At 45.5% G+C, this 20,250-nt stretch carries 22 protein-coding genes; 17 read left to right on the forward strand and 5 right to left on the reverse strand.

From position 1 onward, the window contains the following. Nucleotides 1-116: 116 nt before the first annotated feature. A complete protein-coding gene (locus tag QUB44_RS13850; RefSeq protein WP_333368178.1) occupies nucleotides 117-1,226 on the forward strand; it encodes an acyltransferase in 1,110 nt (369 codons plus the stop codon). Nucleotides 1,227-1,311: 85 nt separating this feature from the next. On the opposite strand, the gene QUB44_RS13855 is transcribed toward QUB44_RS13850, so the two are convergent. Then, the gene (locus QUB44_RS13855; RefSeq protein WP_333368181.1) at nucleotides 1,312-1,608 is read right to left on the reverse strand and encodes a cation:proton antiporter domain-containing protein; all 297 of its coding nucleotides are present in this window, start codon (nucleotides 1,606-1,608) and stop codon (nucleotides 1,312-1,314) included. A gap of 118 nt (nucleotides 1,609-1,726) precedes the next feature. Between QUB44_RS13855 and QUB44_RS13860 the strand changes: the two genes are divergently transcribed. Then, a complete protein-coding gene (locus QUB44_RS13860) occupies nucleotides 1,727-2,821 on the forward strand; it encodes an acyltransferase (RefSeq protein ID WP_333368184.1) in 1,095 nt (364 codons plus the stop codon). A gap of 371 nt (nucleotides 2,822-3,192) precedes the next feature. On the opposite strand, the gene tnpA is transcribed toward QUB44_RS13860, so the two are convergent. Then, nucleotides 3,193-3,591, reverse strand: coding sequence for an IS200/IS605 family transposase (tnpA, locus tag QUB44_RS13865; RefSeq protein WP_333368187.1), 399 nt, complete (start codon nucleotides 3,589-3,591; stop codon nucleotides 3,193-3,195). Between the two features lie 52 nt (nucleotides 3,592-3,643). Here tnpA and QUB44_RS13870 point away from each other — a divergent pair, with 52 nt between their 5' ends. The 9 genes from QUB44_RS13870 (at nucleotide 3,644) to QUB44_RS13910 (ending at nucleotide 11,831) form a co-directional block, all read left to right on the forward strand. Then, nucleotides 3,644-4,786: a transposase gene (locus QUB44_RS13870; RefSeq protein ID WP_333368190.1), complete on the forward strand. Its 1,143-nt coding sequence runs from the start codon at nucleotides 3,644-3,646 to the stop codon at nucleotides 4,784-4,786. Nucleotides 4,787-4,795: 9 nt separating this feature from the next. After that, entirely contained in the window at nucleotides 4,796-4,987 is a 192-nt protein-coding gene (locus QUB44_RS13875) for a hypothetical protein (protein ID WP_333368192.1), read from the forward strand. 36 nt (nucleotides 4,988-5,023) lie between these two features. Beyond that, nucleotides 5,024-6,085 (forward strand): NADH:flavin oxidoreductase/NADH oxidase, encoded by a 1,062-nt coding sequence (locus tag QUB44_RS13880; RefSeq protein ID WP_333368196.1) that lies wholly within the window; start codon nucleotides 5,024-5,026, stop codon nucleotides 6,083-6,085. Between the two features lie 59 nt (nucleotides 6,086-6,144). Next, nucleotides 6,145-6,288, forward strand: a complete 144-nt coding sequence (locus tag QUB44_RS13885) for an SDR family NAD(P)-dependent oxidoreductase (RefSeq protein ID WP_333167455.1) — start codon at nucleotides 6,145-6,147, stop codon at nucleotides 6,286-6,288. Nucleotides 6,289-6,376: 88 nt separating this feature from the next. Further along, nucleotides 6,377-7,546: a D-hexose-6-phosphate mutarotase gene (locus QUB44_RS13890; RefSeq protein ID WP_333368199.1), complete on the forward strand. Its 1,170-nt coding sequence runs from the start codon at nucleotides 6,377-6,379 to the stop codon at nucleotides 7,544-7,546. Between the two features lie 332 nt (nucleotides 7,547-7,878). Continuing rightward, nucleotides 7,879-9,405 carry a phosphomannomutase/phosphoglucomutase gene (locus QUB44_RS13895; protein ID WP_333368202.1) on the forward strand — a complete coding sequence of 509 codons (1,527 nt, stop codon included), beginning with the start codon at nucleotides 7,879-7,881 and terminating at the stop codon, nucleotides 9,403-9,405. A 52-nt stretch (nucleotides 9,406-9,457) separates the two neighbouring features. After that, entirely contained in the window at nucleotides 9,458-9,685 is a 228-nt protein-coding gene (locus tag QUB44_RS13900; RefSeq protein WP_333167447.1) for a hypothetical protein, read from the forward strand. A gap of 461 nt (nucleotides 9,686-10,146) precedes the next feature. Further along, nucleotides 10,147-11,088, forward strand: coding sequence for a M23 family metallopeptidase (locus QUB44_RS13905; RefSeq protein WP_333368216.1), 942 nt, complete (start codon nucleotides 10,147-10,149; stop codon nucleotides 11,086-11,088). A gap of 206 nt (nucleotides 11,089-11,294) precedes the next feature. Beyond that, the gene (locus QUB44_RS13910; RefSeq protein WP_006631395.1) at nucleotides 11,295-11,831 is read left to right on the forward strand and encodes a late competence development ComFB family protein; all 537 of its coding nucleotides are present in this window, start codon (nucleotides 11,295-11,297) and stop codon (nucleotides 11,829-11,831) included. Nucleotides 11,832-12,257: 426 nt separating this feature from the next. On the opposite strand, the gene psb29 is transcribed toward QUB44_RS13910, so the two are convergent. Further along, nucleotides 12,258-12,971: a photosystem II biogenesis protein Psp29 gene (psb29, locus tag QUB44_RS13915; RefSeq protein WP_333368219.1), complete on the reverse strand. Its 714-nt coding sequence runs from the start codon at nucleotides 12,969-12,971 to the stop codon at nucleotides 12,258-12,260. A gap of 344 nt (nucleotides 12,972-13,315) precedes the next feature. On the opposite strand from psb29, the gene QUB44_RS13920 reads away from it, so the two are divergent. Both QUB44_RS13920 and QUB44_RS13925 read left to right on the forward strand, forming a co-directional pair. Next, a complete protein-coding gene (locus tag QUB44_RS13920; RefSeq protein ID WP_333368205.1) occupies nucleotides 13,316-14,488 on the forward strand; it encodes an RNA-guided endonuclease TnpB family protein in 1,173 nt (390 codons plus the stop codon). A gap of 133 nt (nucleotides 14,489-14,621) precedes the next feature. Further along, complete coding sequence (locus tag QUB44_RS13925; RefSeq protein ID WP_333368208.1) at nucleotides 14,622-15,242, forward strand: chromophore lyase CpcT/CpeT; 621 nt, start codon at nucleotides 14,622-14,624, stop codon at nucleotides 15,240-15,242. Between the two features lie 245 nt (nucleotides 15,243-15,487). Here the strand turns inward: QUB44_RS13925 and QUB44_RS13930 are convergent, their stop codons facing one another. Together QUB44_RS13930 and hemF are read right to left on the reverse strand one after the other, a co-directional pair. Next, nucleotides 15,488-15,850, reverse strand: a complete 363-nt coding sequence (locus QUB44_RS13930) for an STAS domain-containing protein (protein WP_006631392.1) — start codon at nucleotides 15,848-15,850, stop codon at nucleotides 15,488-15,490. A gap of 57 nt (nucleotides 15,851-15,907) precedes the next feature. Beyond that, a complete protein-coding gene (hemF, locus tag QUB44_RS13935; protein ID WP_333066085.1) occupies nucleotides 15,908-16,951 on the reverse strand; it encodes an oxygen-dependent coproporphyrinogen oxidase in 1,044 nt (347 codons plus the stop codon). A gap of 281 nt (nucleotides 16,952-17,232) precedes the next feature. Here hemF and QUB44_RS13940 point away from each other — a divergent pair, with 281 nt between their 5' ends. The 4 genes from QUB44_RS13940 to QUB44_RS13955 all read left to right on the forward strand — a co-directional run bounded on the left by QUB44_RS13940 (nucleotide 17,233) and on the right by QUB44_RS13955 (nucleotide 20,025). Next, nucleotides 17,233-18,303: an Mrp/NBP35 family ATP-binding protein gene (locus QUB44_RS13940; RefSeq protein WP_333057242.1), complete on the forward strand. Its 1,071-nt coding sequence runs from the start codon at nucleotides 17,233-17,235 to the stop codon at nucleotides 18,301-18,303. A gap of 131 nt (nucleotides 18,304-18,434) precedes the next feature. Continuing rightward, nucleotides 18,435-18,626, forward strand: coding sequence for an NAD(P)H dehydrogenase subunit NdhS (locus tag QUB44_RS13945; protein ID WP_015175937.1), 192 nt, complete (start codon nucleotides 18,435-18,437; stop codon nucleotides 18,624-18,626). A gap of 284 nt (nucleotides 18,627-18,910) precedes the next feature. Next, the gene (locus tag QUB44_RS13950; protein ID WP_333293755.1) at nucleotides 18,911-19,579 is read left to right on the forward strand and encodes an HAS-barrel domain-containing protein; all 669 of its coding nucleotides are present in this window, start codon (nucleotides 18,911-18,913) and stop codon (nucleotides 19,577-19,579) included. A 143-nt stretch (nucleotides 19,580-19,722) separates the two neighbouring features. Beyond that, the gene (locus QUB44_RS13955; RefSeq protein WP_333368212.1) at nucleotides 19,723-20,025 is read left to right on the forward strand and encodes a Rieske (2Fe-2S) protein; all 303 of its coding nucleotides are present in this window, start codon (nucleotides 19,723-19,725) and stop codon (nucleotides 20,023-20,025) included. Nucleotides 20,026-20,250: the final 225 nt, after the last annotated feature.

The raw sequence follows: 20,250 nt of genomic DNA on the forward strand, positions 1-20,250 counted from the left end.
GTTTATGAAAAAAGTATAAAGTTATATTATAGTGTCTGATGTGTTGACTATGTTTGGGGCGTTGACTATAGTTGAGGAACAAGCACAACGGCTACCCTTGACCCAGGTATTTTTTCATGGCACAGAGTTCAACTCCTCACAAAAAGCTTAACCTCTTGCAAGTTTATCGAGGGATTGCGGCTGTATTGGTGGTCATGGTTCACCTCAGCCAGATGAGTGCGAAGAGATTAGATCAAGTTGCTTTTTTTAATTTATTTCAGGCAGGGTGGAGCGGTGTTGATTACTTTTTTGTATTGAGCGGTTTCATCATGGTGTACGTTCACCGATCGGCGATCGGTAAAAAAGACCAGTTAAAATCGTTTTTAGTCAAGCGCGCCGTGCGAATTTATCCGATATACTGGATAATTACTCTGACTGTTTGGTGTTTATTTCTAGTTATTCCAGCTTTTGCTAACAATCAAGATTTAAGTTTGGGACAGGTAATTGAGTCGCTGCTCTTGATTCCTCAAAAGGACCCTCACTATAAGGACAAGTTCATTCTGGAGGTAGGTTGGACTTTAATTTACGAAATATATTTTTATTTATTGTTCAGCATAGCTATCTGGCTGAAACCTAAACATTCTGTGCCTATTCTTTCGGCTTGGCTATTAGTAACGCTTTTACATTATCGTAAAATTGTAAGATTCCCCGACGATTTTTTTTTGCTGGTAACAGTATTTGGAGAGATGAATCTAGAATTTGTTTTGGGCTGCTTGGCTGCGTATATTGTGATTAAATATAACAATAAGATCGGTAAGTATAGGTGGATATTGTTTGGGATAGCAAATTTAGGATATGTTATTTTAGAAATCCTCACGGCATCGGGAAAGATTGGGTTAGGGCGCGTCACTACTTTTGGAGTGCTAGCAGCTCTGTTAATCATTGCTGCCACCTCCATAGACCTCAAGGATTCCCCGAAAATTCCTGCTTTTTTAATTTTCTTGGGTGACGCCTCATACTCGATATTTTTGACCCACATGCCGGTGATTTCAGCAAGTACAAAAATTCTGCAAAATGCGAATTTAGGAAACTATTTCGACGGTTTCTTTGCTCCGGCTCTACTGGCAGTGTTCGCCGTAGTTTTCGGTTGCATATTCTACTCTTTGATAGAAAAACCATTGACAGTTTTTCTGCGGAAAAATATTGTTGAAAAAATGTTTCGTCCCAAAGCAGAAGGCAGAATCTAAAAAAGCCAAAGGTTTGACTGCATTAGAAGCTAAAAATCCCGATACTGTCTGCTGTGAAATTAATCTCCTTCCGTAATGGCTATCGTCAGCACAATTTGCAAGCCTCCCCGCCCAAACTAATAGCTTTTACTTTCTGGAGTTCGGCGAAAGAAAATTCCACTCCCAAGACAAATAACAGAAAAGCAACCCCGAATTCAGCCAGGGTGTCTACCTGAATTAATTCTTTAATCAGCCCCAAACCTGCCGGCCCAACTACGATCCCTCCCAGGAGATACCCGAGAATTACCGGCTGTCGCAAAAGCGATGCAAAAAGCTCTCCTGCTGCGGCAGCAGCGAGAACTAGAACTAAGTCAACGATCATCAGTCGGAAGTCTTCTTGCACAAGTTTATGAAAAAAGTATAAAGTTATATTATAGTGTCTGATGTGTTGACTATGTTTGGGGCGTTGACTATAGTTGGAGAACAAGCACAACGGCTACCCTTGACCCAGGTATTTTCTCATGGCACAGAGTTCAACTCCTCACAAAAAGCTTAACCTATTGCAAGTTTATCGAGGGATTGCGGCTGTTTTAGTGGTAATGTTTCACCTCAACGATATGAGCGCCGAGAGATTAAATCAAGTTACTTTTTTTAATTTATTTCAGGCAGGGTGGAGCGGTGTTGATTACTTTTTTGTATTGAGCGGTTTCATCATGGTGTATGTTCACCGATCGGCGATCGGTAAAAAAGACCAGTTAAAGTCTTTTTTAGTCAAACGTGGCGTGCGAATTTACCCCATCTACTGGATAATTACTCTAACAGTTTTGTGTTTCTTTCTAGTAATTCCCGGTTTTGCTAACAATAAAGATTTAAGTTTGGGACAGGTAATTATTTCCCTGCTCTTGATTCCTCAAAAGGACAAGCCCATTCTGGATGTAGGTTGGACTTTAATTTACGAATTATATTTTTACTTCCTGTTCAGTATAGCTATCTGGTTGAAACCAAAACATTCTGTACCGATACTTTCGACTTGGCTATTGGTAACTATTTTAAAGTTTTGTAAGCTTATAAACTTCCCCCAATCTTTTTTCTTGCTAAATCAAGTATTTGGCAATATGAATCTAGAATTTGTTTTGGGCTGCTTGGCTGCCTATATAGTTATTAACTATAACAATAAGATCGGTAAGTACAGGTGGATATTGTTTGGAATAGCAAATTTAGGATATGTTATTTTAGGAATGCTCGTCGCATGGGGAAACACAGACTTGGAGCGCGTCACTACTTTTGCAGTGCTAGCAGCTCTGTTAATCATTGCTGCCACTTCGATAGACCTCAAGGATTCCCCGAAAATTCCTGCTTTTTTAATTTTCTTGGGAGATGCCTCATACTCGATATTTTTGACCCACGGACCGGTGATTTCAGCAAGTACAAAAATTCTGCAAAAGGCGAATTTAGGAAAATATTTCGACGGTTTCTTTGCTCCGGCTCTACTGGCAGTGTTCACCGTAGTTTTCGGTTGCATATTCTACTCTTTGATAGAAAAACCATTGACAGTTTTTCTGCGGAAAAATATTGTTGAAAAAATGTTTCGTCCCAAAGCAGAAGGCGGAATTTAAAAAATCCGAAGGTTTGCCGCCATTAGAAGCTAAGAATCCCGATACTGTCTGCTGTAAAATTAATCTCCTTCTAACGGGTTATTGTTACTTTCGGACTCGCAAGCCTAAACTGTGATTTTATTCCTCAAAAACGCACTCAGTCGAGATATCTGAGCTGTATAGTGACAAGCTCTCGGATGCCCCAGATTATGGGCATTGTGGAAAGCCATCTCTATGCAACCGCGCTCAAGTCAAACTGACGAGGATTAGGTGAAAGCTGCAGTAGCACCTGTAAAGACTGCGCTAGAAGCGATCGAGTCCCTAACTGTAGGACACCCGTATTAGCTCGGTCACGAACTGACCAAGAAAAATGGGATACAAGCCCCGTCCTTCTAGGACGGCTTTTCTTGATTTCTAATATACTCCTTCAAAACTTCTAAAGGCGCACCCCCAGCAGAAACAGCAAAATAACTAGGACTCCACAATGCTTCTTTGTGGGGTTTTTTGTGTCCAGCTTGTCCGTAACGACGACTGGATACGCCTTTCAATGCGTTAACGATTTGAGATATCGACAATTTGGGCGGATATTCGATCAGCGCATGAACGTGATCCTCTTCGCCATTGAACTCTAGCACTTGAAAGTTCATTTTTTGAGCTACATCTCGAAACGACTTTTCAACCAAGGAAAGACTTTCGCTCGTGAATACAGACCGACGATATTTCGTTATACAGACCAAGTGTACTTTAAGTTCTGTAACAGAATTTCGTTCTCGACGGTAAAACGTTGTCATTGTTTACTAACCAATATATAATCAAACTTACAGACCAACATTCAATATAACCATGAAGGCGAGATTTAAGTACAGATTTTATCCGACAACAGAACAAAAGCAGAGCTTGGCTCGGCTGTTTGGCTGTGTCAGAAAAGTCTGGAACGACAGTCTAGCTCTCTGCAAGCAGTCTGAAAAAAAGCCAAGTTCAGCCGATGTGCAAAAAATCGTAATAACTCAAGCGAAAAAGACAGAAGAAAGAGTCTGGCTGAGCGAAGTTTCTAATATTCCTCTACAGCAATCTGTAGCGGATTTAGAAACAGCTTTCAAGAACTTTTTCGATTCCTGTAAAGGAAAACGGAAAGGTCGCAAGGTTGGTTATCCTAAGTTCAAAAAAAGAACAAACAGCCAGTCTGCCAGATTTCGGATTGGAGGCTTTTCTTTTAAAAATGGCGGTGTCTATTTAGCCAAAATTGGTATTGTCCAGCCAATATGGTCAAGAGAACTCCCGTCCAAACCTAGCTCGGTCACAGTAATCAAAGATTGTGCAAATCGTTATTTCCTAAGCTTTGTTGTAGAAGTTCAACCCGTCCATTCTGATGCCAAAAACCCAAGTATCGGAATCGATTTGGGAATAAAAACTTTTGCAGTGATGAGCAATGGTGAAAAAGCTGAAAGTCCTAACTATAAAAAGTTAGACCGGAAAATCCGCAAACTCCAACGCAAATTAGCTCGTCAACCAAAAGACTCCAAAAGGAGAAATGTAACTCAAATCAAAATTGCTAGGTTCCATAACCGCATTGCTGATACCCGCAAAGATTTTATACATAAATTATCGACCAAAGTAGTCAACGAAAACCAAGTGATTGTTTGGGAAGATTTAAATATATCAGGAATGGTGAAAAACCGGAAACTTTCACGGGCAATTAGCCAACAAGGGTGGAGGGAGTTTAGAACTCTCTGTGAGGCTAAGTCTGAAAAGTTTGGTAGAGAGTTTCAAGTGATTAGTAGGTGGGAACCTACTAGCCAAGTTTGTGCGGATTGTGGTTTTAAATGGGGCAAGATTGATTTGTCTATTCGTTCAGTGCTTTGTGTTAGTTGTGGTGCTGAGCAAGATAGAGATCAAAACGCATCCAAAAATATCGAAAAAGTCGGGATGGGGAATCGCCACGACTCAAAACGGGCGCAGAGGGATTGTCAGACTAGCAACGGTTAGCAGAACCCTATGAAGCGTCAAGAATCACCGCTCCTTCAGGACGGTGAGTATTTCAACATTGCCAATTTCTACCTCATTCCGGTCTTCACGTACCTATCGCAGACCCCAGAGTACGAAGCAACGATCGCCCGAACTTCAAAGCTGCGGACTTGGTGGAATGAGGTCAGTCAACTTCCCAGCGTCAAGAAAGTCTGTACTTGACATCTGTGCATTTATATAACTCACGGGTTTACAACTATGTCGCATTTATTTGAGCCATTCGATCAACGCGGTGTTACATTCCGAAATCGCATTGCAGTTTCTCCCATGTGTCAATATTCAAGCGTTGATGGATTCGCCAATGATTGGCATTTGGTTCATCTCGTCAGTCGAGCCGTAGGAGGGGCAGGGCTGGTGATGACTGAAGCAGCGGCTGTCGAGCCTGAAGGACGAATTACGCCGCAAGATTTGGGAATGTGGCAAGATCCTCACATTGAAATGTGGGCGCGAATCGTTGAGTTGATTCACCGCAATGGTGCGGTTGCGGGGATTCAACTTGCTCATGCAGGTCGAAAAGCCAGTACAGCAGCTCCGTGGGATGGCGGCGACGTGCTTTCGGAATCCCAAGGAGGATGGACTTCGATCGCCCCTAGCGCCATTCCATTTACTCCCGATAGCCCCGCCCCGATCGCTCTGAGTATCGAAGACATTGAAAAGCAGACGACACTCTTTGTCAGCGCAGCTCAACGCGCCCTCGAAGCCGGATTTGACGTAATAGAAATTCATGCTGCTCACGGCTACCTACTGCATGAATTTATGTCTCCCTTGAGCAATCAACGCACAGATGACTATGGTGGCAGTTTTGAGCATCGCATCCGGTTTTTATGTGAAGTCGTACAAGCGGTGCGAAATGTTTTGCCCGATAGAACACCGCTTTGGGTTCGCATCTCTGCAACCGATTGGGTTCCAAATGGTTGGGACATTGAACAAAGTATTGCACTCAGCGATAAATTAAAGTCACTGGGGGTTGATTTAATCGATTGTTCATCAGGCGCAATTGTACCGGGTGAAAAGATTCCGACGGGTGCAGGTTATCAAACTATTTTTGCCGATCGCATTCGACGCTCCGCCAACATCGCCACCGGAGCCGTTGGTATGATTACTGCACCCGCGCAGGCTGACCACATCATCCGTACAGGTCAAGCAGATATGGTATTACTTGCCAGAGAACTGCTGCGCGATCCTTATTGGCCGATGCGGGCTGCGAAGCAACTACGTCAATCCGTGCCTGCTCCTATTCAATACGATCGGGCTTGGTAATTAAGCGGATTTGCGATCGATTTTAGGTGAGCCGATTTAATCAATTAACAGGAGTGAATATGTCTGAAATTCAAAACAAGGTTGTCATCATTACTGGAGCAAGTAGCGGTTTAGGTGAAGCCACCGCTCATCGTTTAGCCGCCAGCGGTACCAAACTGATGTTTGCTGCTCACCCTGAAGATAGAGTCGATCTACTCAACTGAATTTAACCTAACGGCTGAACTGGAGACCGAATGGCTGGTGAAATGCACTAAATTCGAGGTTGCACAGGTAAGGCCTTGCTGCTGATTCATGGTTTGGCCCGAAGCTGGCGATCAGGGCATCCCATCCTCAACGATCTCGCGACTAAAGGCGATCGGCTTGATTACGAATAATTCAGCAAGGTGCGTCGGTGGGTTCGATCGCACATCGCCTCGCGAGCAGTTGGCACTCCCAATTCGTTTCTCTGAGTGCATCGTGGTGTTGATCGCATCTTCCCCCGTCCAACCCAACAATCTAATCAATCTAGAAACCATAATATCGGATAATTGTAAAGCAATTAACCAAGCTAACAGCATGAGTATTGACCAATTAAACACAGACTACGGCATTGCCGGGAACCTCACCTTCGCCACGGGAAACGGTGGTTTCCCGATGATTCACATCGACAACGGTCAAGCCAAAGCCTTAATTTCTGTGTATTCCGGTCAAGTGCTCTCCTTTCAACCCGCCACCGAAACCACAGACTTGATGTTCGTCAGCGACAAAGCCTACTATGCAGAAGGGAAAGCAATCAAAGGCGGTATACCCATCTGTTGGCCCTGGTTTGGCCCCGATCCCGAAGCCTTGGGGCGTCCAAGTCATGGGTTTGTGCGGAATCGCCTCTGGAATGTGCTAGAAACTGCCACAACCCCAGACGGCGCCACCAAAGTCACTCTAGGGCTCAAGGATACCGATGAAACTAGAGCAATTTGGCCCCAAGCCTTTGAACTGGCGATCGAGATTACGATCGGCACCAGCCTCACTGTAGAATTAATCACCCGTAATCTAGGCGACAAAGCATTTCCCCTCACCCAAGCTTTCCACACCTATTTCCAAATCGGCGATATCAACCGCGTGCAGGTCTTAGGCTTAGAAAATAGCCAGTATCTTGATAAAGTTGATGGTGGTGTCGAAAAAACTCAAGTGGGTGCAGTGGTAGTAACAGGTGAAGTCGATCGCATTTATCTTGATGTCACCAATGAATTAGTCATTGACGATAGCGCCCTCAATCGTCGGATTCGCATTAAATCATCGGGTAGTAAATCCGTCGTAGTGTGGAATCCTTGGGTGACAATTTCTGCAAATATGGCCGACCTTGATGATGCAGATTATCAGCGTTTACTCTGCGTAGAAACGACAAATGCAGCTACAGATATTGTGGAAGTTCCCGCTCATGGTGAGTTCCGCTTGCAGGCAATTTACAGCGTTGAACGCGACTAAGGAATTAGAGCTTAATTTTAGCGGTGATAGGGCAAAAATTCTCAGTAAGCGGTTCAACATTTCAAGTGGATATTTTGGGGGTTGATTAAATCCCACCCACAAGACTGGGATTGTTTCTTTAAATACAACTTAAATGCCGATTAGCTGCTTGAATTGAAAAACTCTGTCACCCTAATGACTAATAATACCAAATCCAAAATTTCTCCTCTGTTTATTTCTTAGTCCGCGAAAGACGTTCGGCGAAGCTGAGTCGAACTGTCTAGCCGCAGACCAAAGTTTGTATGATCGGTTTCAAACGCCGACTCCGATCTTTTTACTTACCATCAATTATTATGCAAAACTTCAACTGGACAAAACTTCAAAATGGCTCAGACATTCGCGGTATCGCCCTCGAAGGCGTTCCCAATGAAAAAGTCAACCTAACGCCCGAAATTGCGACAATTTTAGGTAAATCATTTGTCAGTTGGCTGGTGCAAAAAGTCAACAAACCAGCGGCAGAATTAACGATCGCGATCGGGCGTGACAGTCGCCTATCAGGGCCAACCTTAATGCAAGCAGTCATGGAGGGAATCGCCTCAGTTGGTGCAACTGTGTACGACTTTGATATGGCATCAACCCCCGCCATGTTTATGAGTACCATTACCCCTGGTTTTGATTGCGACGGTGCGATTATGCTCACTGCTAGCCATTTGCCATTTAATCGAAATGGCTTAAAGTTTTTCACCGCCAAAGGTGGGTTACAAAAACAGGATATTACAGATATCTTAGCACTAGCTCAAAGCAATAACTTTCAGCCAGCAGCCTCGCCCGGTAAGATTACAAAGCATGATTTTATCTCTGTTTATGCTAACCAATTTGTCACAAAAATCCGGGAAGCAGTCAATCATCCAGATAATTTTGAGAAGCCGCTGACAGGATTAAAAATTGTTGTGGATGCGGGCAATGGTGCTGGCGGTTTTTATGTTGATAAAGTCTTAAAACCTTTAGGTACAGACACTACGGGTAGCCAGTTTTTAGAACCCGATGGTACTTTCCCTAATCATGTGCCAAATCCCGAAGATAAACAGGCAATGCAGTCAATTTGTCAAGCGGTAATTGAACATCAAGCTGATTTTGGGATTATTTTTGATACCGATGTCGATCGCAGTGCTGCCGTCGATCAAGTTGGCAAGGAACTCAATCGCAATCGCTTAATTGCCTTGATTTCTGCGATCGTATTACAAGAACACCCAGGCTCTACCATTGTTACTGATTCTATCACCTCCGATGGCTTGACACAATTCATCGAACAAGATTTAAAAGGGATTCACCATCGCTTTAAACGAGGCTACAAAAATGTGATTGACGAGTCGATTCGCCTCAATGAAGCCGGACAGGAATCATGGCTGGCGATTGAAACCTCTGGACATGGAGCTTTGAAAGAAAATTATTTTCTGGATGATGGCGCTTATTTGGTCAGCAAATTATTGATTGAATTGGCTAAGTCAAAGCTAGCAAATCAATCTTTGCCAGATTTAATTGCGAATTTAAAAGAGCCTGAAGAAAGTGCCGAGTTTCGGATTAAACTTGGTGTAGATGATTTCAAGGCTCACGGCGATCGGGTTATTGAGCAACTGCAACAATTTGTCTCAATGCAAGCAGACTGGAAAATAGTTCCCAATAACTACGAAGGTCTGCGAATTTCCTGCACATCAGCTAGCGAATCCGGCTGGTTTCTGTTACGCTTATCACTCCATGATCCGGTGATGCCTTTGAATGTTGAGTCTAATGTTAAGGGTGGTGTCGCTCGCATAGTGGCTCGGCTTTTAGCTTTTTTCCAAACAACAGAATCCCTTGATTTGTCGGCACTATCGAGCTAAGTTTTACTGATGCCAGACTGTTAGTAAACCAAACCCAAGGAGGAATTTAATCATGTGGCTTTTAATCATAAAATGTTCTGCTGAAAGCTGGGAGAGCCATTCCAAAGCTTTCAAAACGATCGCTGATAAATATCCGGCTACGCCTCTTTCTTCCAAAAAGATGAAAGGCGATGGTCAACGGATTATGGAATATCAGCTTGAGAATGTCAATGATGTAGAGGAATTTATGGAAGAATGCTTAACTTTAGATGGTTTCACCGCTACCTTTGAATCCCTATAATTCTAGGTGATCAGATTATAGCAAGTCTCAATTTTTATCTCATACCATTTTAAAGGTGAGATTTTAAAATTGGGAATCAATACTATTTTGCCAAAAACAGGCTAAAATAACTAGAGAGTTTGAAGAAAATTCTCGAAAAGTAAACCGCAAAGAAAGAATTGATTTCACTGTTCTTGAGTTAAAAATAATTCTGTTGTAGCGGCGTGAACTATAACTAATACTAATTGTTAAAAGTTATGTAATAGTACCTAGGACTGATAAAATATAATCATCCAGTTATAGATGAAGAGTGTTTCTGTTGAAACTTGTGCTCTCTTATATTTGTAATGGAAACTGTAGTGTGAGCGTCTGGCTGAATCGGGTTTTGCTCCCCGCACTACAGGAGTTTTTATTGCGGATTGCTAGAGTTAGTCTAGATATTAAAAATATATCAGCGAGACAAAGGTTAAGGACAGCTAGTGATGGTAATGACTGTGAATCGAGACAACTGCGGGCTAAGTACGGAAATAGTTACAGGTCGGATTTTGCGGTGGGGGCAGTTGAAAGCAAACAAGCTAACCGCCAGTTCGATCGGGGGAATTGTTGCTGGCTTTCTGAGTTTTGCCCTGCCGGTGCAAGCTTTGCAGGTAGTTGTGACGCCGCAAAATCCCCAACTGGGAGATACGCTGTCAGTAATGATTCAGGTTGATGGTAACGGCGGGGAAACTCCAACAGTTTCTCTACAGCAAAAAAACTACCCCGCATTTCCGATCGGCAACGGCCGCTTTCGGGCCCTGCTGCCGACGACGCCGGTAGAGAAACCCGGTGATCGCCTTCTTCAAGTCGCAGGTGACGGACAAGTGCAGAAGTTGACCGTGCAAGTGCGCGATCGAGATTTTCCTACTCAATCCATCTGGCTTCCGCCTGGGAAAGACGAGGAAGGTACAGATGCTGAATTCGATCGCGTAGACGCATTTAAAGCACTGGTGACACCCGAAAAATTTTGGGACGGCAAATTGTTGCGCCCCAACTCCGGCGAAATTACCACTATTTACGGGGTGCGACGCTATTATAATGGGGTATTTGCTCAAGACTACTACCACCGCGGCGTTGATTACGCAGGTGCTTACGGTTCCCCTGTAGTCGCACCAGCGGCAGGTCGGGTGTCTCTAGTGGGACGCGAATCCCAAGGGTTCAAAATCCACGGGAATGTCGTTGGTCTCGACCACGGCCAGGGGGTAGCAAGTATTTTGATGCACCTCAGCCGGATTGATGTCAAGGAAGGCGATGTCGTGAAAGCAGGTCAAGTAATTGGTGCTCTGGGGTCAACAGGGGCTTCCACAGGTCCTCACCTGCACTGGGGACTTTACGTGCATGGGCAGTCCGTCGATCCTGTACCTTGGCGGCTTCAGGGAGTTGAGTAGGAGTTTTTACAGGTTTTGACGGATTTATCAGTCAATTATGGGGTAAGTTTGTGGCTGGGGTGTGCAGATAACTTTATGGGTTATCTGTATTGAGTTAGGATTTGTATAAAATTTCTCAACTCAACCCTCAAAACTCGAATCTCAAGACGCTAACAATCGCGTCTTCACAAAACTTTATTGATGATGCCGTTGAGTGGGAAGCATATATGAGTATTGAAAAAATTGTTGAACAGGCTTTGCAGGATGGCTATTTAACGCCGTCTATGGAAGCTGAGGTGGGACGGATCTGCAATACGGCTTCGGAATTGTCGATCGAAGAGTACATGGCTCTCGATCGTCTGATGGGTTCTTTGTTGACTGGCGAAGTTGTGGTTCTGCCACGCAAACAGTTCATCAACGTGATGGAAGAGTTGGTACTCAGCGATGCGATCGCTAGGGTAGCCGAAATTGAAGCGACGAGCGACCTGAGTCTGGATGTGGGAGATATTGCAGCTTATGCTTTAAATAGGCTGCCACCTCTGTACGCTACGACGGAAGAGGGAGCTCACTTTCAAAGGGCTAGGGCTAAAGAGCAACTTCACGATTTGATTTCCAAAGAAGTCAACGCAGCGATCGCCCGCAACTTGGACAGGCCCGACACCCCAAACCCTACAGCTTTGGGCAAGTCTTCGGGAAACGAAGTTCTTTCACAGCTAAGCACTTGGCTGCAAGCTAACGCTACTAATTTTGAGCCGCAGCCTTAGTACCACCCCAACAGCTCTTTTTTGATTAAGTCGATCCCGCTCAATTCCGAAAGCGGGATTTTTAGTTTCTGAGCCCGAAAGATTCATCTGATATCAATTCCGGTTGCACCGTCCGTGATTGTTGACTGTTGACTGTTGACTGTTGACTGTTGACTGTTGACTGTTGACTGTTGACTGTTGACTGTTGACTGTTGACGGGCGGCTGGAAAAAATGAATGGTTGAGTATTAACTGTTGACTCGATTTTATTATTTTGATGCAACCGGAAACGATATGAAGGCAGAAGCCAGAAGGCAGAAGCCAGAATTCAAGAACAAAAAATTAAAATTTAAGAGTTTTCTTTATTTGTTACTTCAAATAAAAAATTCTCCCTTCCTTCTTCCTTCTTCCTTCTTCCTTCTTCCTTCTTCCTTCTTCCTTCAAACAATTAATTGTTACTGTCAGAAGACTCAGCCGAAGGGCCAGCGGTAACTTTTGTCTCTCGTTTTTCGCGTTTTTTCCGTTCCGCTTGGATGACATCTTGAAGCACTATTCGTGCTTGAGCCATTTTTTCCAAATTGCTGCGGTACAAATCTAAATCTTTGCTAACTTTGTCTTCTGGGAGGTGCAAGGCCGCACTGACTTTGGAGATCGCGTTGTTTCGCGTTTCTTGGTCTTTTACCAAGTTAGGGTCAGCTTTTTCTAATAGCGAGAACAAACCGATCGCGAACAAGCGACTGTACTTAAATTGAGGGTTGCTGGCGATCGCCCCTAAAGACGCTTGCAAATCCGCTGTATCTTCAAAGCTAGTCGAGCGATCAAGCCACGAGAGCAACTCTTGCCCGGAAAGTCTATCCGCCAAGCTTTCCAATCGCTGAGCGTCTTGCTTGTAGCGCTCTGGATCGTCTTCTAGGGACTTGCACAAAGCGTTAAAAATCGAAACTCTGTCTGCTTCTGGCGCGTACCCAAGCATGAATCGATCGAAAGCTGTCACCACACCCAAAGCATAAATCGGGTCGTATTGAAAATCGGCATTTGCCGAAAGCAAGTGCATTTCTACCATCAACTCTTCCACCACTCGACGGTAAATTGAGTTGATCGGTCGAGTGTGAATCGTATAGAAACTTCGCTTAGTATCTGAAACAGTACGGTTATTGTTCACCTGAGTCTTATAGATAAATAATTTTGCCGTAGCGGGCGTGCCAGCGCGGCGTGAGTAAAGTCGGGGAGTCAATTCTGCGATCGGTCTGACAAAAAGTGCCAGTTTTTTAAGCGTTGCCGCCGGATTGCGAGACAAAATTTTATCAAAAAAATTTTACGCGCGATCGGCAGCAACCATTAATATGTCGCAATAGGAGGGGCAAAACCCCAGTATCTTTACAATCATAGCTCTTCTGGGATCGCTCATCAGAAAAATGGGTAGAAACCCCGTCCTTATAGGACGGCTTCACAAAAAGACACAAAACCAAAGCGACTAACTCACAAAAGACGTGCTAGAGCGTGAAGATGGAAAAAGCCTACCGCTACCGATTCTACCCGACCGTCGAGCAAGAAAATCTCTTGCGACGGACAATGGGTTGTACCCGGTTAGTGTATAACAAGGCTTTGGCGGCCCGCACGGAAGCTTGGTACGAGCGTCAAGAGAGGGTTGGCTACAGAGAAACTTCCTCGATGCTGACGAGTTGGAAAAAAGAAGAGGAACTCGACTTCCTCAACGAAGTTAGTTGCGTACCTCTTCAACAGGGACTCAGACACCTTCAAAGAGCTTTTACCAATTTCTTTGGGGGACGAGCCAAGTACCCTAATTTCAAAAAAAAACACAACGGTGGTAGCGCTGAGTTCACCAAGTCAGCTTTCCGTTGGAAAAACGGGCAAGTGTTTCTGGCAAAGTGCAATGACCCGCTACCTATTCGGTGGAGCAAACAAATTCCAGCAAGCTGTGTTCTTTCTACTATTACGGTAAAACTAACAACGGCTGGACGTTGGTATGTCTCTATACTTGTAGACGACTACACGCTCAAACCACTTCCCAAAACAAACAAAACAATCGGCTTGGACGTGGGAATTAGTAGCCTGATTGCTACTAGCGACGGCAATAAGATTGCCAACCCCAAGCATTTCAAGCAGCTTCGTAAGAAGTTAAAAAGGAAGCAAAAAGCTCTAGCCAAAAAGCAAAAAGGAAGTCGTAACCGTGAAAAAGCGCGGGTGCAACTGGCTAGAGTCCACGCACAAATAGTCGATGTCCGCAAAGATTTCTTGCACAAGCTAACAACTCAAATCATTCGTGAAAATCAAACGATTGTCGTTGAGGACTTGGCTATCAAGAATATGGTGAAAAACCATAAATTAGCTCTTGCTATTAGTGACGCTAGTTGGGGCGAGTTAATTCGCCAGCTAAGTTACAAGTGCCAGTGGTATGGGCGAGAGTTTGTAAAAATAGACCGCTGGTTTCCGAGCTCTAAACGCTGTGGAAACTGCTGTCACATTGTTGAAAAATTGCCGTTGAATATTCGAGAATGGGAATGCCCTAAGTGTGGCGCAAACCACGATCGTGACATTAACGCAGGAAAAAACATTTTGGCGGCTGGGCTAGCCGTGTCAGTCTGTGGAGCGACCGTAAGACCCGAACAGAGCAAATCTGTTAGGGCGGGTGCTATGAAGCAGAAACCTAATCGGTGACGATTGGGAATCCCTGTACCTTTAGGTCAGGGTGGATGTCAAAAATCTAATCTTCTGACTTGCCCCGATCGGCTAGCCATCTATCACAATTAAGTTTTTTTGTCAAGCCCTAATCCTGAAAAATCCAACAAACATGACAATTTCTCCTGAATTAAGAGCGTTAGCCCAGTACATGGCGGGCGAATTTGACAACCGGGAACAAGCGCTAGCAGACCCGGCTTGGTACGTACACCTTCGTTTGTGGCAAAGACCACTGCCCGTTCCTCTATTTTCCGAACCCAGTATTGCCCTGTTTGCCGAACAAGCCAACATTCTGGAATTAGATAAGCCATACCGCCCTCGCATCGTGCAACTGAGGCACTCACAGATAGCGCCAGGACTGATTGAAGCTCAGTATTATATGTTCAAGGATATCGCAGCCGTCAAAGGAGCCGGTTGCAACCCCGAGTTGCTTGGAAAGCTAACGAACGAGCAAATCCAACTCCTTCCCGGCTGCACCCTCTCGGTTGCGGTGCAAAATTTAGCCTCCAATGGCTATCGCTTTCGCGCATCTTTGCCGGAGGGCACTCGCTGCGGCTTTGCCTACGGGGGGCAAAATTACCAAGTAGACTTGGGATTTGAAGCCGCAGGCGAGGAATTTCTCAGCTATGACAAAGGAATAAGCCCCACGACAGGCAAGGCTATCTGGGGAGCTTTAATGGGCCCTTTTAGATTTGTCAAGCGTCAGGATTTTGCTGCTGAGATATTGGGCTGAACCAAGAACCAACAAGAAAGAAGCAAGAAAGATTTAGCTATCTAGGATAGAAGGCAAGACTTTAGCTTGACGTATTCTTCTACTTCAGTGTTTTGGTGAACGTCTCAACCTTTCAAGAAAAGAATAAGGCATAAGGAAGCAGGCAAAAATTTACCTGCTTCCTGTTCTTCTGCTGGGTTTCTGCGCGCTTTTGAGTCTCAAGCTTAAATTACCCGCGACACTGCAACCGATGCCAGCAGGAGTGCTCAACTTGCGCGCGGCACCCCCTCTAGAGCTTCTTCTTCCGTTTCAAAAATTTCAAACACAGAATCCATCATGGTGACTTCAAACACCAGTTTGGCTTCTGGATGAACATTGCAAATGCGGAAACTTCCCTTAACTTTATCCGCATCCCGCATACCTGCTACAAGTGAGGTCAGGCCAGAACTATCGATAAAGTTAACCTGACCAAGATTCACTACGACATGGCGGCTGAGTTTGGAAATACACTCTTGCAACTTGAGGCGGAATTGCCAAGCTGTAGTGATGTCCAACCGTCCCGTCGGTGCTAAGACGATAACTGTTGTACCGTCTTGAAGCGTGTGGGTTTTTTGATCAATATGAATCACTGACCCTTCCCTCAAATTTATTATCTATCGCGGTGGTTACTGTCCCAGTAGTTTAACTCAGGTCGGTGACTGCTGAGGCATCCAATTCGCCCAATCTTGCGGTTTTAGGAACTTGGAGTAGAGTTCGGCTTCTGGAGAGTTGGGTTCTGGCTCGTAGCAGTATTCCCAGCGTACCAAAGGTGGCAGGGACATAAGAATCGATTCGGTGCGTCCGTTGGTTTGTAAGCCAAAGGTCGTGCCTCGATCGTACACTAAGTTAAATTCAACGTAACGGCCGCGGCGGTAAAGTTGGAAATTACGCTCGCGCTCGCCGTATTCTTTCGATCGGTGCTTTTCAATAATGGGGGTGTAAGCCGGCAAAAATGCCCGGCCGCAGTCCTGTACAAAAGCGAACAGCGACTCCCAAGTCCTCGGTTCCGGCACCCCGATGTTGTTGCTGCACTCAGCGGCCTTCCCTTTGACATGATGGTCGCGGTAAAGCGCGCCTTGAGCGCTTTGGTAGTCAAAAAACAGGCCACCCACGCCACGGGTTTCTTGGCGGTGGGGGAGGTAGAAATATTCGTCGCACCAGAGTTTAAATGTCGGATAATAGCCGGGATGGTGGCGATCGCAAGCTGCTTTCAGAGTTTTGTGAAAATGAGCTGCATCCTCAGCCAACGGGTAATAAGGAGTCAAATCCACACCGCCACCAAACCACCAAATCGGCCCAGCCTCAAAATAGCGATAATTCAGGTGAACCGTAGGCAAGTAGGGATTGCGGGGGTGCAGCACCATCGAAGTACCCGTTGCATAGAAATCGTGACCTGCAGCTTCTGGGTGCTTTGCCAGAATCAAAGCCGGCAAACTTTCGCCCCACACTTGGGAAAAATTGACTCCCCCTTGTTCAAACACATCGCCTTCGCGCATGACGCGAGAACGTCCGCCACCGCCTTCGGAGCGTTCCCAAGAGTCCTCCTTAAATTTGCCCAGGCCATCGAGCTGTTCGAGGGATTGACAAATTTCGTCTTGTAGGCTTTTCATAAATTGGCTGACTCTAGCTCTAGAGTCAGCGGGCGGCAAAAACGGGGAAGTGGCGGTTTTAAGTGTTGTAGAAACTGTCATCCGATTTAAGATTTAAGATTTTAGATTTTAGATTGAAGAATTGCGACCACGGCTCAATTCGCCTATTGTGACCAAATTGCTTTCGGTCGTAGAAATTCTTGCCGATCGCATTTGAGTTTGAGATTGACCGTGAGTCCCAAATCCTGTCGTCATGTAATTATGCCACCGTAGGTCTGCAAATGATCGCTATGAAGTTACATTAAAAAATAGCAATAAAAATATACTTAAACCTGCGATCGAAAATTCGCTAACCCAATTGCAGAGCTATGGTGGAGAACACAATGCCCAATACACTCGATGTTAGTTCAGTCTTAGAAATCCTGCGACCTGTGCAAGACCCCGAACTGCAAAAGAGTTTGGTGGAATTGAACATGATTCGTAACATAAAAATTGACGGCGGTGTCGTCAGTTTTACTTTAGTGCTGACAACGCCTGCTTGCCCGCTGCGAGAATTTATTGTCGAAGATTGCCAAAAAGCGGTCAAACAGTTGCCAGGAGTCGAAAAAGTGGCGGTGGAGGTGACAGCCGAGACGCCGCAGCAGAAGGGAGTGGTCGATCGCCAAGGCATTGAGGGCGTTAAAAATATTATCGCAATTTCCAGCGGCAAAGGCGGCGTCGGCAAAAGCACGGTGGCGGTAAACGTGGCAGTAGCGCTAGCGCAAACCGGCGCTAAGGTGGGTTTGCTGGATGCGGATATCTATGGGCCCAACGACCCCAATATGTTGGGTTTGGGGGACGCGAAAGTGATGGTTAGGGACGGAAAAAGCGGGGAAAGCCTCGAACCCGCCTTCAACTACGGCGTCAAATTAGTGTCGATGGCGTTTTTAATTGACAAAGACCAACCCGTGATTTGGCGCGGCCCGATGTTGAACGGGATCATCCGGCAGTTCCTCTATCAGGTAAATTGGGGCGATTTAGACTATTTGATTGTCGATATGCCTCCGGGTACTGGAGACGCGCAGTTGACAATGGCGCAAGCGGTGCCGATGGCTGGTGTCGTGATCGTGACAACGCCGCAGACTGTCGCTTTATTGGACTCCCGCAAGGGCTTAAAGATGTTCCAGCAGTTGGGAGTGTCGGTGTTGGGAATTGTGGAAAACATGAGCTATTTTGTGCCGCCGGATATGCCCGACAAGCAATACGATATTTTCGGTTCCGGCGGCGGGGAAAAAACTGCTGCTGAGTTGGGAGTGCCGCTGTTAGGCCGCATTCCGCTGGAAATTCCGTTGCGGGAAGGTGGCGATTCGGGGGTGCCGATCGTGGTGGGACAACCGGGTTCTGCTTCAGCTAGGGAGTTGCGGGCGATCGCGGGCCGCATTGCCGGTAAAGTTTCCGTAGCAGCCTTAGCCTAACAAACTCTCGTTCCGAGGCTTTGCCTCGCGTCTTCCTGTACACGAAGATTTGCCTAGTTCTCAGGCTCTGCTTGGGAACTAGAAACGAGAAAAGGTAAACTATAACCAGCAAACTTAACATTCAAAGAATTATGATTTTTCCAGGTTCGGCAGTTCGAGTTAAAGATAAGGGTGAGATTTACTACGCCTTTCAAGGACAAGTCCAGCGAGTTAGCGACGGGAAAGTCGCGGTACTGTTTGAAGGCGGCAATTGGGACAAGCTGATCACGTTCCGCCTGTCGCAGTTGGAACTTGTCGATGCTACGGCTGGTCGCGCGAAATAGTCAGTTGGTTGTTGACAGTTGACAGTTGACAGTTGACAGTTGTCAGTTATTGTTTATTAGTACCACTTACAAATAATAAATAACAACCAACTGCCAACAACCAACTGACTAATATCTATTCCGGCTGCGCCGGAATGATATCAAATCCGCGCTTCAGCGTCGGGCGTAAAGTAGAATCCCGATGCCAACAAATAATTCGCGCAATTTTCATTTTTTTGACTCACAGTCAACAGTCAACAGTCAACAGTTAACAATGATTCCGGTTGCACCGGAATCGATATAATATGCGTTTACCTTTACCCCAATTTGCTACAAAAGAGCGCCATCCCGATCGCATTGCTGAGGTAATCGAGACGGCAACTTCGGAGTTTTTGGCTCAATGTTTGGAACCGGAAGACTTAAGCTTTCCCGTGATGCCACCTTTTGGGAGTTGGGTGAAGGCCGAGGATGAAGAGTCAAAAAATCAAATTTACGGCGTGGTTTATTACGCTACGACTAGCCCGATCGACTCGGTGCACAGAGCTCGCGCTTTGGGTTTGTCGCTGGAAGAGTTGCGGGAAGAACAACCGCAGATTTTTGCGATGCTAAAAACCGAGTTTCGAGTGGCGATTGTCGGGTATGAGGCTGCGCCGGAAAGGTTGAACGGTCACGGCCCATCTAGGGGTAAAATTTATCAGTATTTGCCGCCGCGCCCGCCGCAAATTCACCAGGCGGTTTATCGCTGCGAACCGGATGAGGTGATTGATTTTACGGTGCAGTTGGATTTTTTGAGGACGCTACTGGGAGTGACTAATGCACCGGTGGATGCGCTGACGGCGGCGGCGATTCGGGAGATTTATCAGTTGCGGATGCGCGATCGATCTTGGTTGGTGGAAGCGGGGAGGAGTTTGAGTGTTTTGCTGAAGGATGATTACGATCGGTTGCGGGTAATTTTGAGTCAGATTCATCCGTAGGAAAAAGCTGGAATAAGATAATCTGGACTTAGGCAAAAAGTGGCTTGACACGCTACGGATAGCAGTAAGGTGTGCAAGGCGCACCCTACATAATTAGGTTCTGCGTAAGTCCATATCTGGTTTTTTCGGAGGAAAAATATTTTATGTGGGTAGAGATAACAGCGCTAAATCAAGTTCCCGAAGGGGGTGTGTTGAAGGTAAAAGTTGACGAAAATTCAGTGATTTTGAATCGTCAAGGCATGAATGTCACTTGTTACCGCAATGCTTGCACTCATTTGGAATATCCGATCGACATGGGTAAGGTAAATAACGGTATCATTACCTGTCCTTTTCATAAGTATCAGTACAAGTTAGATACGGGTAAATGTTTGAATGCACCCAGCGATTCCCTGGAATCTTATCCGGTAAAGATTGAGGGCGATCGCGTTTTTGTAGAAATAGATTAGTTATTCGTTATTCGTTAAGTCCGACAGGGGTTTAAACCCCTGTCTCATAGCTAAAGTCGTCTAAAGACGACTTTAGATGAATATTTGATATAGCGCCCGCGATCAAGGGGGTAACTTTTATCCTACCATTTTGGCGCGCCGCTGACGGACTGTAGTTTAGACTAAAAAATGAGCGCAGCTAAAAGTAGCCACCTTTGAATCTCAGGCAAGCTGTTGCTCAAAAAC

It is taken from the genome of Microcoleus sp. AT3-D2, assembly GCF_036705715.1.
Lineage (GTDB): Bacteria > Cyanobacteriota > Cyanobacteriia > Cyanobacteriales > Microcoleaceae > Microcoleus.